At 63.4% G+C, this 15,023-nt stretch carries 15 protein-coding genes; 7 read left to right on the plus strand and 8 right to left on the minus strand.

Annotation, left to right across the window (positions count from 1 at the left end; genetic code table 11):
* Positions 1-10 precede the first annotated feature (10 nt).
* Genes CHEID_RS00830 through CHEID_RS00840 form a run of 3 tightly spaced genes read left to right on the plus strand, consistent with a single transcriptional unit; the run spans position 11 to position 1,516 of the window.
* The gene (locus CHEID_RS00830; protein WP_112769790.1) at positions 11-874 is read left to right on the plus strand and encodes a glycosyltransferase family A protein; all 864 of its coding nucleotides are present in this window, start codon (positions 11-13) and stop codon (positions 872-874) included.
* Complete coding sequence (locus CHEID_RS00835) at positions 871-1,206, plus strand: lycopene cyclase domain-containing protein (RefSeq protein WP_112769791.1); 336 nt, start codon at positions 871-873, stop codon at positions 1,204-1,206. Before CHEID_RS00830 ends, CHEID_RS00835 begins: the two co-directional genes overlap by 4 nt.
* The gene (locus CHEID_RS00840) at positions 1,199-1,516 is read left to right on the plus strand and encodes a lycopene cyclase domain-containing protein (protein ID WP_112769792.1); all 318 of its coding nucleotides are present in this window, start codon (positions 1,199-1,201) and stop codon (positions 1,514-1,516) included. The genes CHEID_RS00835 and CHEID_RS00840 overlap by 8 nt, the downstream gene beginning before the upstream one ends.
* A gap of 37 nt (positions 1,517-1,553) precedes the next feature.
* Here the strand turns inward: CHEID_RS00840 and CHEID_RS00845 are convergent, their stop codons facing one another.
* The 5 genes from CHEID_RS00845 to CHEID_RS00865 all read right to left on the minus strand — a co-directional run bounded on the left by CHEID_RS00845 (position 1,554) and on the right by CHEID_RS00865 (position 7,298).
* Positions 1,554-3,863, minus strand: a complete 2,310-nt coding sequence (locus CHEID_RS00845) for a 3-hydroxyacyl-CoA dehydrogenase NAD-binding domain-containing protein (protein ID WP_273661177.1) — start codon at positions 3,861-3,863, stop codon at positions 1,554-1,556.
* 67 nt (positions 3,864-3,930) lie between these two features.
* The gene (locus CHEID_RS00850; protein ID WP_112769794.1) at positions 3,931-5,160 is read right to left on the minus strand and encodes an acetyl-CoA C-acetyltransferase; all 1,230 of its coding nucleotides are present in this window, start codon (positions 5,158-5,160) and stop codon (positions 3,931-3,933) included.
* Positions 5,161-5,335: 175 nt separating this feature from the next.
* Positions 5,336-6,562, minus strand: a complete 1,227-nt coding sequence (gene pgfA, locus CHEID_RS00855) for a cell envelope lipid trafficking protein PgfA (RefSeq protein ID WP_112769795.1) — start codon at positions 6,560-6,562, stop codon at positions 5,336-5,338.
* The gene (locus CHEID_RS00860) at positions 6,562-6,819 is read right to left on the minus strand and encodes a hypothetical protein (protein ID WP_181645927.1); all 258 of its coding nucleotides are present in this window, start codon (positions 6,817-6,819) and stop codon (positions 6,562-6,564) included. Before CHEID_RS00860 ends, pgfA begins: the two co-directional genes overlap by 1 nt.
* Positions 6,819-7,298 carry a universal stress protein gene (locus CHEID_RS00865; RefSeq protein WP_112769796.1) on the minus strand — a complete coding sequence of 160 codons (480 nt, stop codon included), beginning with the start codon at positions 7,296-7,298 and terminating at the stop codon, positions 6,819-6,821. Before CHEID_RS00865 ends, CHEID_RS00860 begins: the two co-directional genes overlap by 1 nt.
* A gap of 220 nt (positions 7,299-7,518) precedes the next feature.
* On the opposite strand from CHEID_RS00865, the gene CHEID_RS00870 reads away from it, so the two are divergent.
* The 3 genes from CHEID_RS00870 (at position 7,519) to CHEID_RS00875 (ending at position 10,535) form a co-directional block, all read left to right on the plus strand.
* Entirely contained in the window at positions 7,519-9,174 is a 1,656-nt protein-coding gene (locus CHEID_RS00870; protein ID WP_112769797.1) for a VanW family protein, read from the plus strand.
* A gap of 192 nt (positions 9,175-9,366) precedes the next feature.
* Positions 9,367-9,636 (plus strand): hypothetical protein, encoded by a 270-nt coding sequence (locus CHEID_RS10515; protein ID WP_369126449.1) that lies wholly within the window; start codon positions 9,367-9,369, stop codon positions 9,634-9,636.
* A gap of 461 nt (positions 9,637-10,097) precedes the next feature.
* Positions 10,098-10,535 carry a DUF4143 domain-containing protein gene (locus tag CHEID_RS00875; RefSeq protein ID WP_202973260.1) on the plus strand — a complete coding sequence of 146 codons (438 nt, stop codon included), beginning with the start codon at positions 10,098-10,100 and terminating at the stop codon, positions 10,533-10,535.
* A gap of 121 nt (positions 10,536-10,656) precedes the next feature.
* Here CHEID_RS00875 and CHEID_RS00880 read toward each other — a convergent pair whose 3' ends face one another.
* Together CHEID_RS00880 and CHEID_RS00885 are read right to left on the minus strand one after the other, a co-directional pair.
* Positions 10,657-11,247 (minus strand): hypothetical protein, encoded by a 591-nt coding sequence (locus CHEID_RS00880; RefSeq protein WP_112769798.1) that lies wholly within the window; start codon positions 11,245-11,247, stop codon positions 10,657-10,659.
* A 177-nt stretch (positions 11,248-11,424) separates the two neighbouring features.
* Positions 11,425-12,366, minus strand: a complete 942-nt coding sequence (locus CHEID_RS00885) for an Abi family protein (RefSeq protein ID WP_112769799.1) — start codon at positions 12,364-12,366, stop codon at positions 11,425-11,427.
* Between the two features lie 455 nt (positions 12,367-12,821).
* On the opposite strand from CHEID_RS00885, the gene CHEID_RS00890 reads away from it, so the two are divergent.
* Positions 12,822-13,424, plus strand: a complete 603-nt coding sequence (locus CHEID_RS00890; protein ID WP_146743870.1) for a hypothetical protein — start codon at positions 12,822-12,824, stop codon at positions 13,422-13,424.
* A 53-nt stretch (positions 13,425-13,477) separates the two neighbouring features.
* Here CHEID_RS00890 and CHEID_RS00895 read toward each other — a convergent pair whose 3' ends face one another.
* Entirely contained in the window at positions 13,478-15,013 is a 1,536-nt protein-coding gene (locus CHEID_RS00895) for a serine/threonine-protein kinase (protein ID WP_273661180.1), read from the minus strand.
* Between the last annotated feature and the right edge of the window lie 10 nt (positions 15,014-15,023).

The raw sequence follows: 15,023 nt of genomic DNA on the forward strand, positions 1-15,023 counted from the left end.
AGATCCCACTATGTCGCAATCCCAGCCGCACATCTGCGTAGTCATTCCCGTCCTCAATGATGCTCCCCTGCTGCGCACATGCCTGCACGCCCTGGCGAAACAAACCCTCCCCGCGACCCGCATTATCGTCGTGGACAATGGATCCACCGACAACATTCGCGAAGTCACCGAGGCCGCCATTCATCGCGGCCTGCCGTTGAGTGTCATCCAGGAGCCAAAAAAGGGCATTCCCTTCGCCGCGGCTCGCGGATACGATGCCGCCCTCCGCCTCGCCGCCGGTCCCGTTCCTGCCCACTGCCCGTCCGGTCTTTCTTCTTCGTCCTTGGGGACGCCCCCAACCCCGCGCCTCATCATCCTGCGCTGCGATGCCGATAGCACCCCCGCCCCCACGTGGATCGAGCGCCACTGCCGGACCCTCCAAGCCCAGGCCGAGCGGGGATCCCGCCGAATCATCGCCGTCACCGGGGTACCCCAGTTCCCCACCCGACCGGGGTGGCTCGGACGCGCCATCGGCGCGGCGTATATCGGGTCCTATCAACTGTCCTGCGGTTCCGCCCTGGGCCACCCCGCCTTGTACGGGTCGAACTTCGCCATGGATGGGGCCCTGTGGGCCCAGGCCCGTGAGCGGGTGCACTTGAGCAAGTGGGTGCACGACGATTACGACCTGAGCTTCCAGGTACTCCCCGGGCAAACGATCGCCGTGGACTGGGGTAGTGCCATGCCCGTGTCCTGGCGGGCGGCCGTGACGCCCCGGCGAGTGGCCCGGCAGGTGGTGCAGACCTTCGTGACCCTCGGTTACAACTGGCGGGTGGAGAACCCGGGGGAGCGGCTCCGGTCTCGCATGCGTGAGCTGGGGAGGATGGAATCGCGATGAACTGGCTATACCTGCTCAGCGTTGTGGTCAGCGCCGGGTGCATGGCGACCGTGGACCACCGGTGGAAGCTGTGCATGTTTGACGAGCGGTACGGGGTGGGCCGAACCCTGGTCGGGATCGGCGGGATCTTCGTGCTGCTGTTCGCGGCCGATTGCGTGGGCATCCGGTGGGACGTGTTCCACAAGGGGGATTCCCCGTACATGAGCCACGTTCAACTGTTCCCGCACATGCCCCTGGAGGAGATCTTCTTCCTCCTGTTCCTGGGGTACTTCACACTCATCATCGTGAGTGCGGCGGATCGGCTGCTGGGAAGGGAGGGGTCAGATGCCTGAGTATGTTCTTCTGGCCGGCGCGGTGTTGGTGGCGTCCGGAATGATTTTCTGCGTAAGCACCGGAATGTCGGCGGCGCGGCATGGGCACCAGGAATGGAGCAGGCGCGTGCGGGCCGCAGCGGTGGGGGCCGCGGTGCTGCTGGTGATCACCGCAGTGTTCGACAACATCATGATCGGGGTGGGCTTTGTCACCTACCGGGAGGAAGCGCTCGCCGGGCTGCGGCTGGGGTACGTGCCCGTGGAGGATTTTTCTTACTCCATAGCAGCGGCCCTCCTCGCAGCAGCGATGCTGCCGACAAGAAGGGCCTAGCGGGGCTCACCCCCGGGCAGGGGAGCGCCGCGTGGGGTTAGTTCCGCAGGGAGTCCACCGGGGTGAAGCGCTCGCCGTACTTGGCGGCCAGCTCCTCGGCGCGGGCCACGAAACCTGCGACACCGGTGGTGGGGTAGTCCCCGCCATCGGTATCGGCGACTTTGCCCTCAGGCAGCTCAGCCTCGGCGGGGCGGGCGTAATTCCTGATGTACTGGCGGGTGCCACCGGTCCAGGCCGGGAAGCCGATGCCCATGATGGAGCCGATGTTGGCGTCCGCATCGCTGGTCAGCACGCCTTCGTCCAGGCACTTCTGGGTCTCCAGGGCCTCCGCGAAGAGCATGCGCTCGATGAGGTCGATGAGCTTCGGCCCCTCCTGCTTGCCCTGCTGCGGCCGACCGCCGCTACCCGCAGTAGCCAGGCCGGAGCCGGAGGTCGTGGTCTCCGCATCCGGCACGGCGACGGTGCCTGCGCCGAGCTGATCCCACAGGCCGCGCCACAGCCCGGTGCGCTTGCCGTTCTCGTCGTACTCGTAAAAACCCTTGCCCTCCAGCTTGCCGGGGCGATCGTACTCGTCGAGCATCTTGTCCACGAGGCCGGTGACACCGCCATCGTCGACGGACTCGCCGGCGGCCTCCTGGGCGGCCTTCGTTTCCGCGCCGATCTTGCGAGCCAGCTTGAGGTTCAGCTCGTCCTGTAGCTGCAGCGGCGGTGCGGGGTACCCGGCCTGACGGCCAGCGGCCTCGATGACGGCCGGGTCGATGCCCTCCACCAGCATGCGCATCGCCTCGTTAAGGAAGAAGCCGATGACGCGGGAGGTGTAGAAACCGCGGGAATCATTGACCACGATCGGGGTCTTGCGGATCTGCGCGGTGAAGTCCAGAGCCTTTGCCAGCGTGGCCTTGTCGGTCTTCTCACCGGAGATGAGCTCCACGAGCGGCATCTTGTCCACGGGGGAGAAGAAGTGGATGCCGATGAAGTCCCCGGCACGCTTCACGCCCTCCGCCAGGCCAGTGATCGGCAGGGTGGAAGTGTTGGAGCCCAGCACGCAGGTCTCCGGCACGGCGGCCTCGATCTCTGCCCACACCTTGTGCTTGAGCTCGGTGTTCTCGAACACGGCCTCGATGACGATGTCGCAATCGGCGAGGTCCGAGTAGTCCACGGACGGCTTGATCCGGTCCAGCAGGGCCTTGGACTTCTCCTCGGTGGTCTTGCCGCGCTTAACGGCCTTGGCCTCCAGGCCCTCGGAGTAGGACTTGCCCTTCTCCGCAGCCTCCATCTTGATGTCCTTGAGTACGACCTCCATGCCGGCCTTGGCGGCGACGTAGGCAATGCCCGCGCCCATCATGCCGGCGCCGACCATGCCCAGCTTCTTGAACTGGGTGCGCTCGAAGTCGCTGCCGTCCTCCTGCTTGGGGCGGGAACCGCCACCGTTGATGAACTGCAGGTCGAAGAAGAAGGCCTGCATCATGTTCTTCGCGGTGGGGCCGGTGACCAGGTCCACGAAGTAACGGGTCTCAACGGCGGTCGCATCCTCCACCCGCTTGAGCTGCGCGCCCTCCACCGCGGCCTTGAGGATGGCCTTCGGTGCGGGCATGGGGGCGCCCTTGATTTGCTTGGTCACGTTCGCGGGGAAGGACGGCAGGAACTGGGCCAGCGCCGGGGTGGAGGGGGTTCCGCCGGGCATCCGGTAGCCCTTGCGGTCCCAGGGCTGGCTGGCCTCGGGGTCGCTGGCGATCCAGGCGCGAGCGGCATCGAGGAGCTGGTCGGCCGGAACGACCTCGTCGATGAGGCCGGCTTCCTTGGCAGCCTCCGCGCTGAACTGGCGGCCAGTGGCCAGCACCTTCATGAGGGCATCCTGCAGGCCCAGCATCCGCACGGTGCGGGTGATGCCGCCGCCACCGGGGAGCAGGCCCAGGGTGACCTCGGGCAGGCCGAACTTCGCGCCCTTGGTATCCGCGGCGATGCGGTGGTGGGCAGCGAGGGCCACTTCGAGGCCGCCGCCGAGGGCGGTGCCGTTCATCGCGGCGACGAAGGGCACGCCCAGGGTTTCCAGGGTGCGCAGGTTGGCCTTCATGCCGTCGATGGTGCGGGTGAGTTCCGCCGCATCGGCAGGGGTGGCCTTGATCATGGACTTGATGTCCCCACCGGCGAAGAAGCTCTTCTTGGCGCTGGTGAGGATGATGGCCTTTACCTCCCCGGCGGTGACCGCGTCCTGGACCTTCTTTGTGGTCTCGGTGAGGGCCTCCTGGAAGGTGGTGTTCATGGTGTTGACCGGGGCATTCGGGTCATCCATCGTCAGGGTGAGGATGCCGTCCGCGTCGGTCTCCCACGTGAACATGTTGCTCATTGTTTCTCCTGCTTGAAGTTGCTTGCGTGTGCGAGTTGGGAAAGAAGGGGTGGGATGGTGCGACGCGTTAGACGCGCTCGACGATGGTGGCAACGCCCATGCCTGCTGCCACGCAGAGGGTGATCAGCGCGTAGCGCCCGCCAGTGCGGTGCAGCTCGTCGATGGCGGTGCCCGTGATGATGGCGCCGGTGGCACCCAAGGGGTGGCCCATGGCGATGGCGCCGCCGTTGATGTTGAGCTTCTCATCGGGGATGTTCAGGTCCCGCTGGGCGCGCAGGACGACGGAGGAGAAGGCCTCGTTGATCTCCCACACGTCGATGTCCTCCGGGGTCAACCCGGCCTTGTCCAGGGCGGCGCGGGCGGCGGGGGCGGGGGCGGTGAGCATAATCGTGGGCTCCACGCCGGTGGTGGCCACGGAGACGACCCGGGCGCGGGGGGTAAGGTCCATGTCCTGACCGGCCTTCTCGGAACCGATCAGCAGCAGCGCGGCGCCGTCTACGATGCCGGAGGAGTTACCGGCGTGGTGAACGTGGTTGATCCGCTCCACCTGGGGGTACTTGGTCTGCGCGACGGCATCGAAACCGCCCTCCTCCCCGATCATCGCGAAGGCGGGCTTAAGCCCGGACAGGGATTCGACGGTGGTCCCGGGGCGAATCGTCTCGTCGCGGTCCAGGAGGGTCAAACCGTTGCGATCCTTGACGGGGACGACGGTCCGGTCGAACCGGCCCTCCTCCCAGGCCTTGGCGGCGCGCTCGTGGGAGCGGGCGGCGTAGGTGTCCAGGTCCTCCCGGGTCTTGCCATCGAGGGTGGCGATGAGGTCCGCGGAGATGCCCTGCGGGACGAAGTCTGCGGAGAAGTTGAACTCCGGGTCCATGGCCATGGCGCCACCGTCGGAGCTCATAGGCACGCGGGACATGGATTCCACACCGCCGGCGATGACCAGCTCGTCCCAACCAGAGCGCACCTTCTGGGCGGCGAGGTTGAGGGCGGTCAGGCCGGAGGCGCAGTACCGGTTGATCTGCAAGCCGGTGGCGCTGAAGGGTAGGCCAGCGGCGAGGGCGGCGGTGCGGGCGATGTCCATGCCCTGATCCCCTACGGGGGTAACGCAACCGGCGATGACATCCCCGACGCGGTCTTCCTGCAGGCCGGGGTTGCGGTCCCGCAGGGCCTCGATGAGGCCGGTCAGCAGGGAGGCGGGCTTGACGGTGTGCAGGGATCCACCGGCTTTGCCCTTGCCGCGGGGGGTGCGGACGGCGTCGTAAACGAATGCCTCGGGGGCACCAGAAGTACTGGTCATGACAGTCCTAGGTTTCCTAACGTTGTTGGCCTTGGTTCGAACCGATGTACCCGAAGGGCCATCGATGTGTCTCAAATCACTGTACCGAAGGGGTGGGACAAGGCCAGGTGGCGTTAAGCGCCCCTTGGTACGTCACTGTTCACCCTAGCCCCTTGGCAAGCCCGCCAGGGGTGGCTCAACCCGCTATCGGGGGCCTTGGCTCAGTCGCAGATTCCTTGGCCTGGCGCCGCAGCAACCACAGGCCCGCGAGCAGTAGTCCCGCCCCCAAAGCCCCGCAGATAGCAGGGGCGATTACACCGAGGATTCGGGTACTGCGAATCTGTTCCTTGGCGCGGGCCATGTGGTCCCGCTTGGAGGCCTCGTCCCAGCCCGCGGCGAAGTGCAGCGCCGTGCGGGTGGGGTGCGCTAACTCGGTTCGCCGACTATCGGGCTGCGCGAGGTTGCGGGCGTCCTGATCATCCCTGGCATAGAACATCCACGTATCGGAGAAGCTATCCACCACCACCCCGGTAGACGGTTCCACAAACAGCACCCGGTGGACGGTGTAGTAGCGGCTCATCTGTACATCGTTGTCCCCAGAGCTGAGCCCCCAGGATCGCGCGGGCATCGTCATCTTCAACGAGGAGAGCACGGCCTTATCGGATCCGTCCAGGGTCCCGTCCGCGTTGAGCATCGCCTGGACCCGGGGGTAGAGCTCCGTCGGCCCGACGGTCTGCTCGAAGCGGTAGATCTTCTCGCCGTCGCGCTGGAGCTCGCCGACGAATTCCATGGGGTTACTTTCCAGCGTGTGAATGTCGTAGAAGGGGTAGGAGGCGCGGTCCGTGCCCATCGGGAACTGGTATTGCACGCCGTCGCGGACGAAGGGGGACACGGATTCCACCGCGCCGGCCTTGCGCGCCGGGGGGTACAGCTTGAGGGTGCTCACCGGATCCGGAACGGGCATCTGGGTTTCCCGGTCCAGGGTGACGTGGTCCACCGTCGCCGCCACGGGGGAGACGCTTCCATCCGCGTCGCGTTTGCTTGAGGGGTCGGAAAGTTGATCGCCAACTTCTATCGTGACCGTTTTGCTGTCCGAGGGTTGCTGAGCCACCGTGTAGCTGCGGGATTGCAGCATGGCATCGGTGCGGATGAAGCAATCGAGGGGTTTGTTCGGGCCCTGGCACTCTGGCCTACCCGCCGCCCCGGGGACGGGCGCGTTGGCTTCCAGCGCGGCGGAGTCTAGCCACGTGCTGCGGGTGGGGGCGGTGGAGTTCCCCATCATGAGGTTGAGGGGCAGCACCCGCCACGCGGGGACGACGTAGGCCGGCAGGGAGAGGGCCAGCACCAGCGCGGCGACGCCGAGGAAGATGGCGATGAAGGGGCTAGGCCGGCGTTTCGCCCCGGCTGTTGTTGAGCTGCGCATCAGTTCCGCCCCGGGGTCTCTCCGCCCGCGCCCTCTCGGCCGTCGGTGCGGTCGGCGTCTTGGCCGGCGGTGCCGTGGCCGCCTTCCTCGATGCTGCTGCGGCTGTTGGCCACCTCCTGGGCAGACGGGAGGGACGACAAGCTCCCCACGGCACCAATGCCGGCGGCCACCAGGGCCCCGAAAACAGCCCCGGCCAGCCCCGCCTTGATGGCTGGCCGGGTGTACCGGCGGGGGATGCTGCGCGGTTGAAAGGGCATTAGGTCGCGGTTTCCTCGCCAACCGGGGGAACGATGAGGACGGGGCGTCCGGCATTCTTCACAATGCTGTCCGAAACACTGGTCTGCACCAGGCTCTTCCACCCCCGCAGCGCCCGGGTGCCGGTGATAATGACGTCCGCGTTGACCTCCTCCGCGCTATCCACGATGGCGGTCCACACCGCAGTGGCGCACTTCACGAGCAACGGCTTGGCGCTCAGCCCGTGCTCAGTGCACAGTTGGACCCCGTCCGCGCAAGTCGCGCTAGCTTCCTGGTACGCCGGATCCTGCTGTTCATCGAGGTCGCCGTGGGCCGTGCGGGTGCCGTGGCTGCCGTGGCTATTGTGCAGCGGTTCCCACGCGGTGAGGACGAATACCTCGTCCACGCCGAGGACCCCGGCGGCGGTAACGACCGCAGCTCGCGATTCCGCGGACCCGTCGAAGGCAATCAACCCGGTGCTTTTCTGGCCTGTATTGGGCATTGTTGCGCCTTAACCTTTCCAGCACGCGGGTGTTCCTCGATGTAGTCGTAGCGTGCCGTTCCCCTGTGAGGGTATCAAGCCCACGGGACAGGGGTTCTCACCTGCCACTAAGGGCAGACAAACGTGTTCGGGCCCACCCCTAGCCGTTAAACTATGCCCCGTGAGTAAACACGCAAAGCCCCGGGCGCGCCGCAGACGGCGTATTCCGGTGTGGGCTTGGATGCTGGTGGCGCTGGCGGGGCTCGCGGGCATTCTCTACGGCGTGGATTACGTGATGTCCGAGGGCAAGGTCCCCCGGGGCACGTCGGTGGGAAAGGTGGACATTGGGGGTTTGCCGCTGGAGCAGGCGGAGCAGCGGTTGCGCAATCAATTGGGGGAATCGACCCGGGAGCCGGTGGTGGTGAATGCCGGAGATATGTCCAGCACGGTGGACCCGAGCCCTTCCGGTTTGCGCGTGGATTGGCAGCGGACGGTGGAGCAGGCAGGTCGCCAACCACTGAATCCGATTACCCGTGTCCGCTCATTCTTCGAGACCCGCGAGATGGGGATTGTCTCGCAAACCAATGGGATTCTGTTGGACCCGGTGGTTTCCCGGGTGCAGGGGGAGTTGCAGCGCCAGCCGAAGGATGCGGCGTTGAGTGTGGACCCTGCGGGTAAGGCGCATATCGACCCGGATGTGACCGGCCAGGCAGTGCCGATCGATCGGCTGCGCAAGGAGATCGAAGACAATTGGCTCAATACCTCCCACGTCGTGCCGGTGAAGGCGGATATCACCGAGGCGAATCTGCGGGAGGCGGCCGCGCACGATGCGGCGAAGAAGTTCATCGATCCGGCAACGTCGGCCCCATTGGTGTTCAAGGGCCGTGACAACGCCCAGGGGGTTATTCGCCCGGAGGATATGGGCAAGATTCTCACTTTTGTGCCGGACGATAAGTCGCAGAACAAGGCCTTCCGCCCGGAGTGGAATTCCGGTGCGGCGAAGGACATTCTGTCCGCCCAGCTAGCAAGTACGGAGCGGGAATTCCGCAACGCCAGCTTCCAATTCGCCGGTACGGGGTTCACGGTGGTGCCCAGCCAGGATGGGGTGATCATCAAGTGGGATGACACGTTGGGGGACCTGCAGGCCAAAGCGCTAGACACGCAGAAGCGTATGTACGACGTGGTCTACGAGGACAAGAAGGCGGACTACACCACGGAGCAGGCGCAGAAGGCGAATTTCGATACCGTCGTCGGGGAGTTCACCACCGGTGGCTTTTCGGATGCTTCTGGTGTGAATATCCGGCGAGTGGCGGAGCAGGTCAACGGGGCCGTGGTGCTACCGGGGAAGACGTTTAGCCTGAATGGACATACCGGCCCCCGGGGTGCCGCGCAGGGCTATGTGGAATCGGGCATTATTCAGGATGGTCGACCGGGCAAGGCGATTGGCGGTGGCATCTCCCAGTTCGCTACCACGCTATATAACGCCTCCTATTTCGCCGGGATGGACGACGTGGCCCACACGCCGCACTCGTACTACATCTCCCGTTATCCGGCCGGGCGGGAGGCTACGGTGTTCGAAGGCGCCATTGATCTGCAGTTCAAAAATCCCTTTGATACGCCCGTCAAGATTGTCTCTTTTGCGGACGCCAACTCCGTAACAGTGCGCATCTATGGCGTGAAGAATGTGAATGTAGAGTCGCAATCCTCACCCCGCTCTAACCCCACCTCCCCACCACGCCAGACGGTCAACGGCCCGGAATGCGTGCCTTCCAGCGGCATCCCCGGATTCACCATCACAGATACCCGGGTGATGAAGGACCTCGGCGGTAGGGAGATTTCGCGCAAGTCCCGCACGACGGTGTACGACCCGCAGCCGATCATCACCTGCAGCCGCTAGCGGCGCGAATCGGCAACGATACCCCCGCAAATCGGCAACGAGAGGCCCGCGGATCGGCAACCTGCTGGTAGCGATGTTTCCATGGTTGAACCGTTGCTGCCCCGTACTCTTTATCGCCAGGCGGAGGAAATCCTGAGCGATACTCCGATCCTTGTCATCTCTGGGGCCCGTCAAGTGGGGAAAAGTACCATGATGGAGGAGCTTGTGGAGGACATTCCAGGCAGTCGCCGTGTCAATCTGGATAAGGCGGCGGCTAGGGAGGCAGCTGAGGCGGACCCAGACGGTTTTGCGGACCAGTTTCCCGATGGTCTACTTGCGATCGATGAAATCCAACGGGTTCCGAGGTTGCTCCTGTCGATCAAAGCGTCGTTGGAGGTAAACAGGAGTCCCCGGCCGCTTTATTTGCACGGGGTCCCACAATCTCGGTTCCCTGAAGGGGGCGGAGGAGAACCTGGCGGGTAGGGCGGAGACATTACAGTTGCGAGGTTTGAGCCAGGGTGAGATTCAGGGAAGGCGGGAGGATTTTGCTGCTTTCGCCTGGACTCTTGGGGATACTGGACAGCACGTCTCTCTCGACGAGTCGGTGCTTCCCTCTCGCTCGGAATACTTCGAACGCATAGTGTGCCCCTACTTCCCAGAACCGTTCCTTCGGCGGCCTTCCCGGCGTAGCCGCTGGGTAAAGAATTATGCCGAGCGGGTGATCTCGAAGGATGCACAAAACCTACAAACAGTCCAACACCCAGACCGCTTGGCAGACTTATTGCGCTGGATCGCAGCCAATCCGGCAGCCGAATTTGTTTCCGCCCGCGTAGCTCTGGATTTGGATATTCCGAACAGAAGCGTACCCGCCTATCTTAGGGCCTTGGAGGGCGTGTTCATCATCGATCAGCTACCGCGGGGAGCACAACCGCCTTGCAAGGTCAGTGGGCCGCTCCAAGATCGTCTTTCGGGATGCCGGCTTGGCTTCCGAGTTGAGTGGTTTCGATGCTGCTGGTCTGGAGGGTGCGATAGCAAGCCCGCTGACCGGCGGTTTGGTCGAGAATTTTGCAGTGGCCGAACTACTGAAGCAGCAGGCCTGGTCAACGGTGGGGTATTCCGTTTCCCACTTCCGGGATAGAGATGGGCATGAGGTGGACATTGTTCTGGAGAGTCGTCGAGGCGATATCGTCGGCGTGGAAGTCAAAGCCACCACCTCGGTTGGCAGAAACCACTTCAAGGGGCTTCGCTTCCTCCAGGACAAAGTACCTGATCGCTTTCGGGCTGGAATAGTCCTGCATCTTGGCAAGGAGTGCCACCGGTTTGGTCCCGGTTTGTGGGCCTTGCCGCTGGCGAGCCTGTGGTCCAGGAGTCGGGTTGGCTAGGTGGGCTCGTTGATAACGCGGTCGATCTGTTCTGAAGGGGCCACAAACTACTCCGTGATGTGAACGGTTTTGGGTTCCGCACCGGGTTCAGCCATGAGCGCGGGCTCCGTGAGCGTGGTGTTCAGCCGGTAGGGGGCGAAGACCTTATGGGGGATGTTCTCCACAGTGGATGGGCGCACGTTGTACAGGTCGTAGACTGCTTCGATGCGTACCGGAGCGTTGTGAGGTAGGTGGGGGAGTGCTCGGCGTCCTGGATCCGTTTCTCCACGCTGCCCGTGGCGAAGCCAATCTTGTGCAGGTCCGTGATGCTCGTGATATCCGGGTCTTCGCTGAGGTTGCTCAGCACATAGAGGCGACCGGCTAGCGTGTCAGCATGTCCGATTTCGGAGGCATCAATTTGTCCGGCACGGGCCAGCACCTTGCCGTTTTCCTCGTAGAGCCGGATCGCCAGCGACTTGACGAACATCGAAGATTCCGTGCCGTTTTCGAAGATTACCCGCAGCCGTGGCTTGGGTTTACCCGTCGTGTCCAAGGGCGCATCCGGTTCTGGGTCGTGCACTTCGGCCACGAAAACCAGCGAGCCTTTGAGCAGGTAGAACCTGCCCGGCGCTATGGTGCTTTCACCTGCGAAGTCCTCTTCTTTAGGCAGCTCGTCCGGGGACGCTAGGGGTTTGACTTCTTCGAGGAGTCCGTGGTTGTTCAGGCTGGGCATTGGATTGTCATGCGCGTGTACGACGAAAACGTCATTGGTGAACCCGTCAACCTCGGCTTCACCATGGAACAGGCGTGCCAACTCGTAGCTAGACCATCCGACGGGTAGCCAGGCTCCTGCTGGACGCCGAAGAGTATAAGTGCGATCGCTACCGTAAGGACTGAAAGTGGTGGAGAGCTAGTCGTTGCCGGTGAGTAGTTGTGGTGGCATTTCACCGTAGTGGGCTGGATTTGCGATGCCTGCGGCGAGGAGGGCATTGGAGGCGAGTATTGGTTCGACGCGCTTGGCGAGCCAATCCGGCTGGAGACCGGTTTTGGTGGCGACTTGGTCGAGTGCGACAAAAATCTTGTAGATCGAGTGATCGAGGAACGGGCGGTGGTCTCGTTTGGCTCGTCGGGCGATGTTGGGGAGGAGCCCTGGACGGTCGATGACAGCGTGGTTCCACAGTTTCGCGCAGTGGGCGTTGCGATTGCGTAGGTAGACGAATGACCGGACTTGGCTCGGCAGTCTACTTGGAGAAACGTTCATCGATGATGCCATGCCCTCCAGTACTCCGGACTTCCCCGAGGCCTCGATGAGCCTAGACAGGCTTCCAAACGAGAAGGCCTCGACCGCTACCCAGATGGGCATGCGTGCGTACGCCTCTACGCTGTAAGCCTTGCCGGCTTTGATCTCATCGCGGTAGTGAGACACGAAGGTCTCCTTGCTTCGATCCAGGTTCGACAGCGCATGTTCTTCGACACGTTCCTCATCAGGACTAGGAGATTGGGTGAATCCGTCACCTCTAGCGAACGCTCCGACCGCTCCGACACATTGGGCGTAGTAGTAGGCGAACCGGGTCCTCAGGAGAACCTCGATCGGATGGAGGACTTCGTCGCACACCGCAACCAGCTTTTGTTCGGCTTCATAGAGACGCTGGATCACTTCAAAGGATGAATCGTCGAGGAAGCGATTGTTACCCGCCTTTGGGGCGATCTGCCAGTAACGGAAATATCCCGAGAACCGGTAATAGTTTACTCGAGAAAGGAATTCGGCTGCTGATGCGGTGTCTTTGACGGTCAAACCTCGTTCTTGAAGCAATTTGACCTGTTCGTCGTAAGTAAGCCGACGCTTATCCATGAGCTCCCCTGGAAATGAAAGGCCCCGGTCATTTGTGCATTGTCCCTCGCGGGACGAGAGGCCTGACCGGGGATCTATCGGAGACGATGCTACCCCAAGGTGGCCGCCTCGTCAACATCAGGTTTCGAACTCGGTGTGTTCGTCGCAGAGATTCCGCCCACTCCCAATCGGGGTCGAGGTGAACCGAACAGACGTCCCTAGCTGTCCGTGTTCATCCCGGCACTGCAGCGGCGGGTCGGTCTCGTACCTCACGGCAAGACAAGCCAGTGGCCTAGCTCGCCTTCTCTACCATCAACCCGGCTTGTACCCCACCCCCCTGCAGGGGAACGCTCCCCGAACAAGAACTGTTCGTGCTTCATCGGCTTTACACTCGGTTGATGTTGCAGCAGCAGTAAACAGCGAACCGACCACCGCAACTAAGCGAACCGACCACCGCAGCTAAAGGAACCGCGAACATGCATTACAGGAAAATGGCCCTCGGCATTTGCGGTAGCGCTCTCACCGTGTCAACGCTGGCAACCTGCGGCGGCGAGGTCAAGGACGGGCCGGGGTCAAGCTTCACTTCCATGTCCAGCTCCGCCGCTACGTCTTCCCCCGCAGCGGCAGCGCCCGCTGAGCCCAGCCCGTCCACCGGAGGCGGGCAGCAGGCGGCGCCACCAGCGGCCGGTTCGACGGATGTGGCCAAGTTCGACCGGGCCAAGCCCACGGGTGTTTTCCGCCAGCGGTTAGGCCTGACCTCCAAGGATGGGGCGGAGCTTCACTGTCTCAAGATCGACGAGACATTCTGCATCTCCCACACCCGATCACCTTATTGGGCCATCGACGGGCAACGTGCCCCCTACGTCAACCTGCTCACTGGGGAAGCCCGCACGGTCGGGGATGCAGGCATGGAATGGACCAGCAAGGTGGACGAGCTTCGCGCCGGGGAAAAGTGGTCCCTCTCGGAGGATCCAAACGGCGGTGGTTACATCGCCTGGGATGGGGCGAATGTGTACTGGAAGGCCAATGCAAGCAGCCCCACGAAGGTCCTCACGCCCCAAGGGTGGGCCCAGGGATAACCACCCCTCAAACGGCCCCGGCGACAAACTGTCCTGACCAGGCTCCCGCCCAATCAGCACACCGGCAAAGTCAGTTGATCCTTATTGATCTGCGGCCCCGAGATGAGGAAGGCATAACGGCTCAGCGCATCTTCGGGAAGCACGGCGATTGTGTGCAGGGCATTGCCGGGAACGTCCATCACATCCACCGCGCACGTCCCGTTCGACATGTGGGTGGCATTAGCCGTATCGCCGACGACACGATTGCGCCAATCACCGCTGCCATAATCCACGGCCGCGAGCGTGGTGTTGTTTCCGGTGCACAGAATCCGAGCGCGCTCCGAGGGCTGTAACTGGGCGGTTTGGCATTTGGTGTTGTTCCACCCTGTGCCGCGTTGGCGATCGGGAAGCACCTGGGGGAATTCGGAGGCCATGTTCTTTGCTTCTGCGGGCCAGGCAGGGCGGATCACGGTGGGATATGCCACGGCCGCCGCAAGCGCCACTCCAGCCACGGTGCCAGCGGCGATGAGGGGCCGAACCCATTTCCGGCGCTTGGGCGGCGCGGCGAAAGGAACGGCCATCTGTGCCCCGGCCGGGCGTACTGGTGGGAGCGCCGGGCGGGGCGGCTCCATCTTCTGCAGCTCGTCGGCGGGGATGAACGTGGAGGGTGCCGTCGCGGCGCTCGCACGTGCGAGATCCTCCAAGAACGCCGTGGCGGTGGGATGGCGATCCGACGGTTCGTTGCTAAGCGCCCGGGTGAACACGCTTGAAATGGCAGCGGCAGCGGGCGCATCCGCCGGGGCGATTTCGTTGCTACTAACCCCCGGAAAGACCCGGTGAAAGCGCCACGCCTCATCGCTCATAACCGAGCGAAGGGGGCGCAGAGTAAGCAATTCCAGAACCACCAACGCGAAGGCGTATCGGTCCGCACCACTTGAGGAGGACACGGGCGGCGCTTCGGAGAACGTCCCGTGGGCAAAAAGCTCCGGTGCCATGTATTGGTCGGTGCCGATGATGGTCCCGGCGGAGGTCATCCTGGTTTCGTCCTCCGTGAGGCTGATACCGAAATCCGTGAGAACACTCGCGGGGCCCCAACCCTGTTCGAAAGGGATCAGGATATTCCCGGGCTTTACGTCACGGTGGATGATCGGTTTTTCGGCGCTATGGAGGTAGTCCAGGGCCTCGGCGATGGGGCTCAAAAGATGTATGGCTTCGGACGCCGTCAGCCGGTCATTATTCACACTGCGGTTAGCAATCAGTTGAGCCAGGTTGCCACCTTCGATGTAGTCCATCTGGAAGAACGCGAGGCCATTTTCTAACTGACCAGCCCGGTGGACGGAAACAATCGCGTGGTGATGAACGCGAGCAAGAATCCGCATCTCCTGTCGGAAACGCTGGCGCCCGCCCTCGGTGTAGAGGGCTCGTTCGGTGATGACCTTGATGGCGACGGGCCGGTCAAGTTCGTCATCCCACGCTCGGTAGACCACGCCCATCCCGCCCCGCCCGATCACCGTGAAGTTGGATAACTCAAGCGTTTTCGAAAGGGCGGCGATGAGGGGGTCTTGGGGGTCCGGCTCAGAGCCGAGCGGAGCGTGGGGGGTGTTGGTCATCAAGTCTTCT

This window comes from Corynebacterium heidelbergense (assembly GCF_028609845.1).
Classification (GTDB): domain Bacteria; phylum Actinomycetota; class Actinomycetes; order Mycobacteriales; family Mycobacteriaceae; genus Corynebacterium; species Corynebacterium heidelbergense.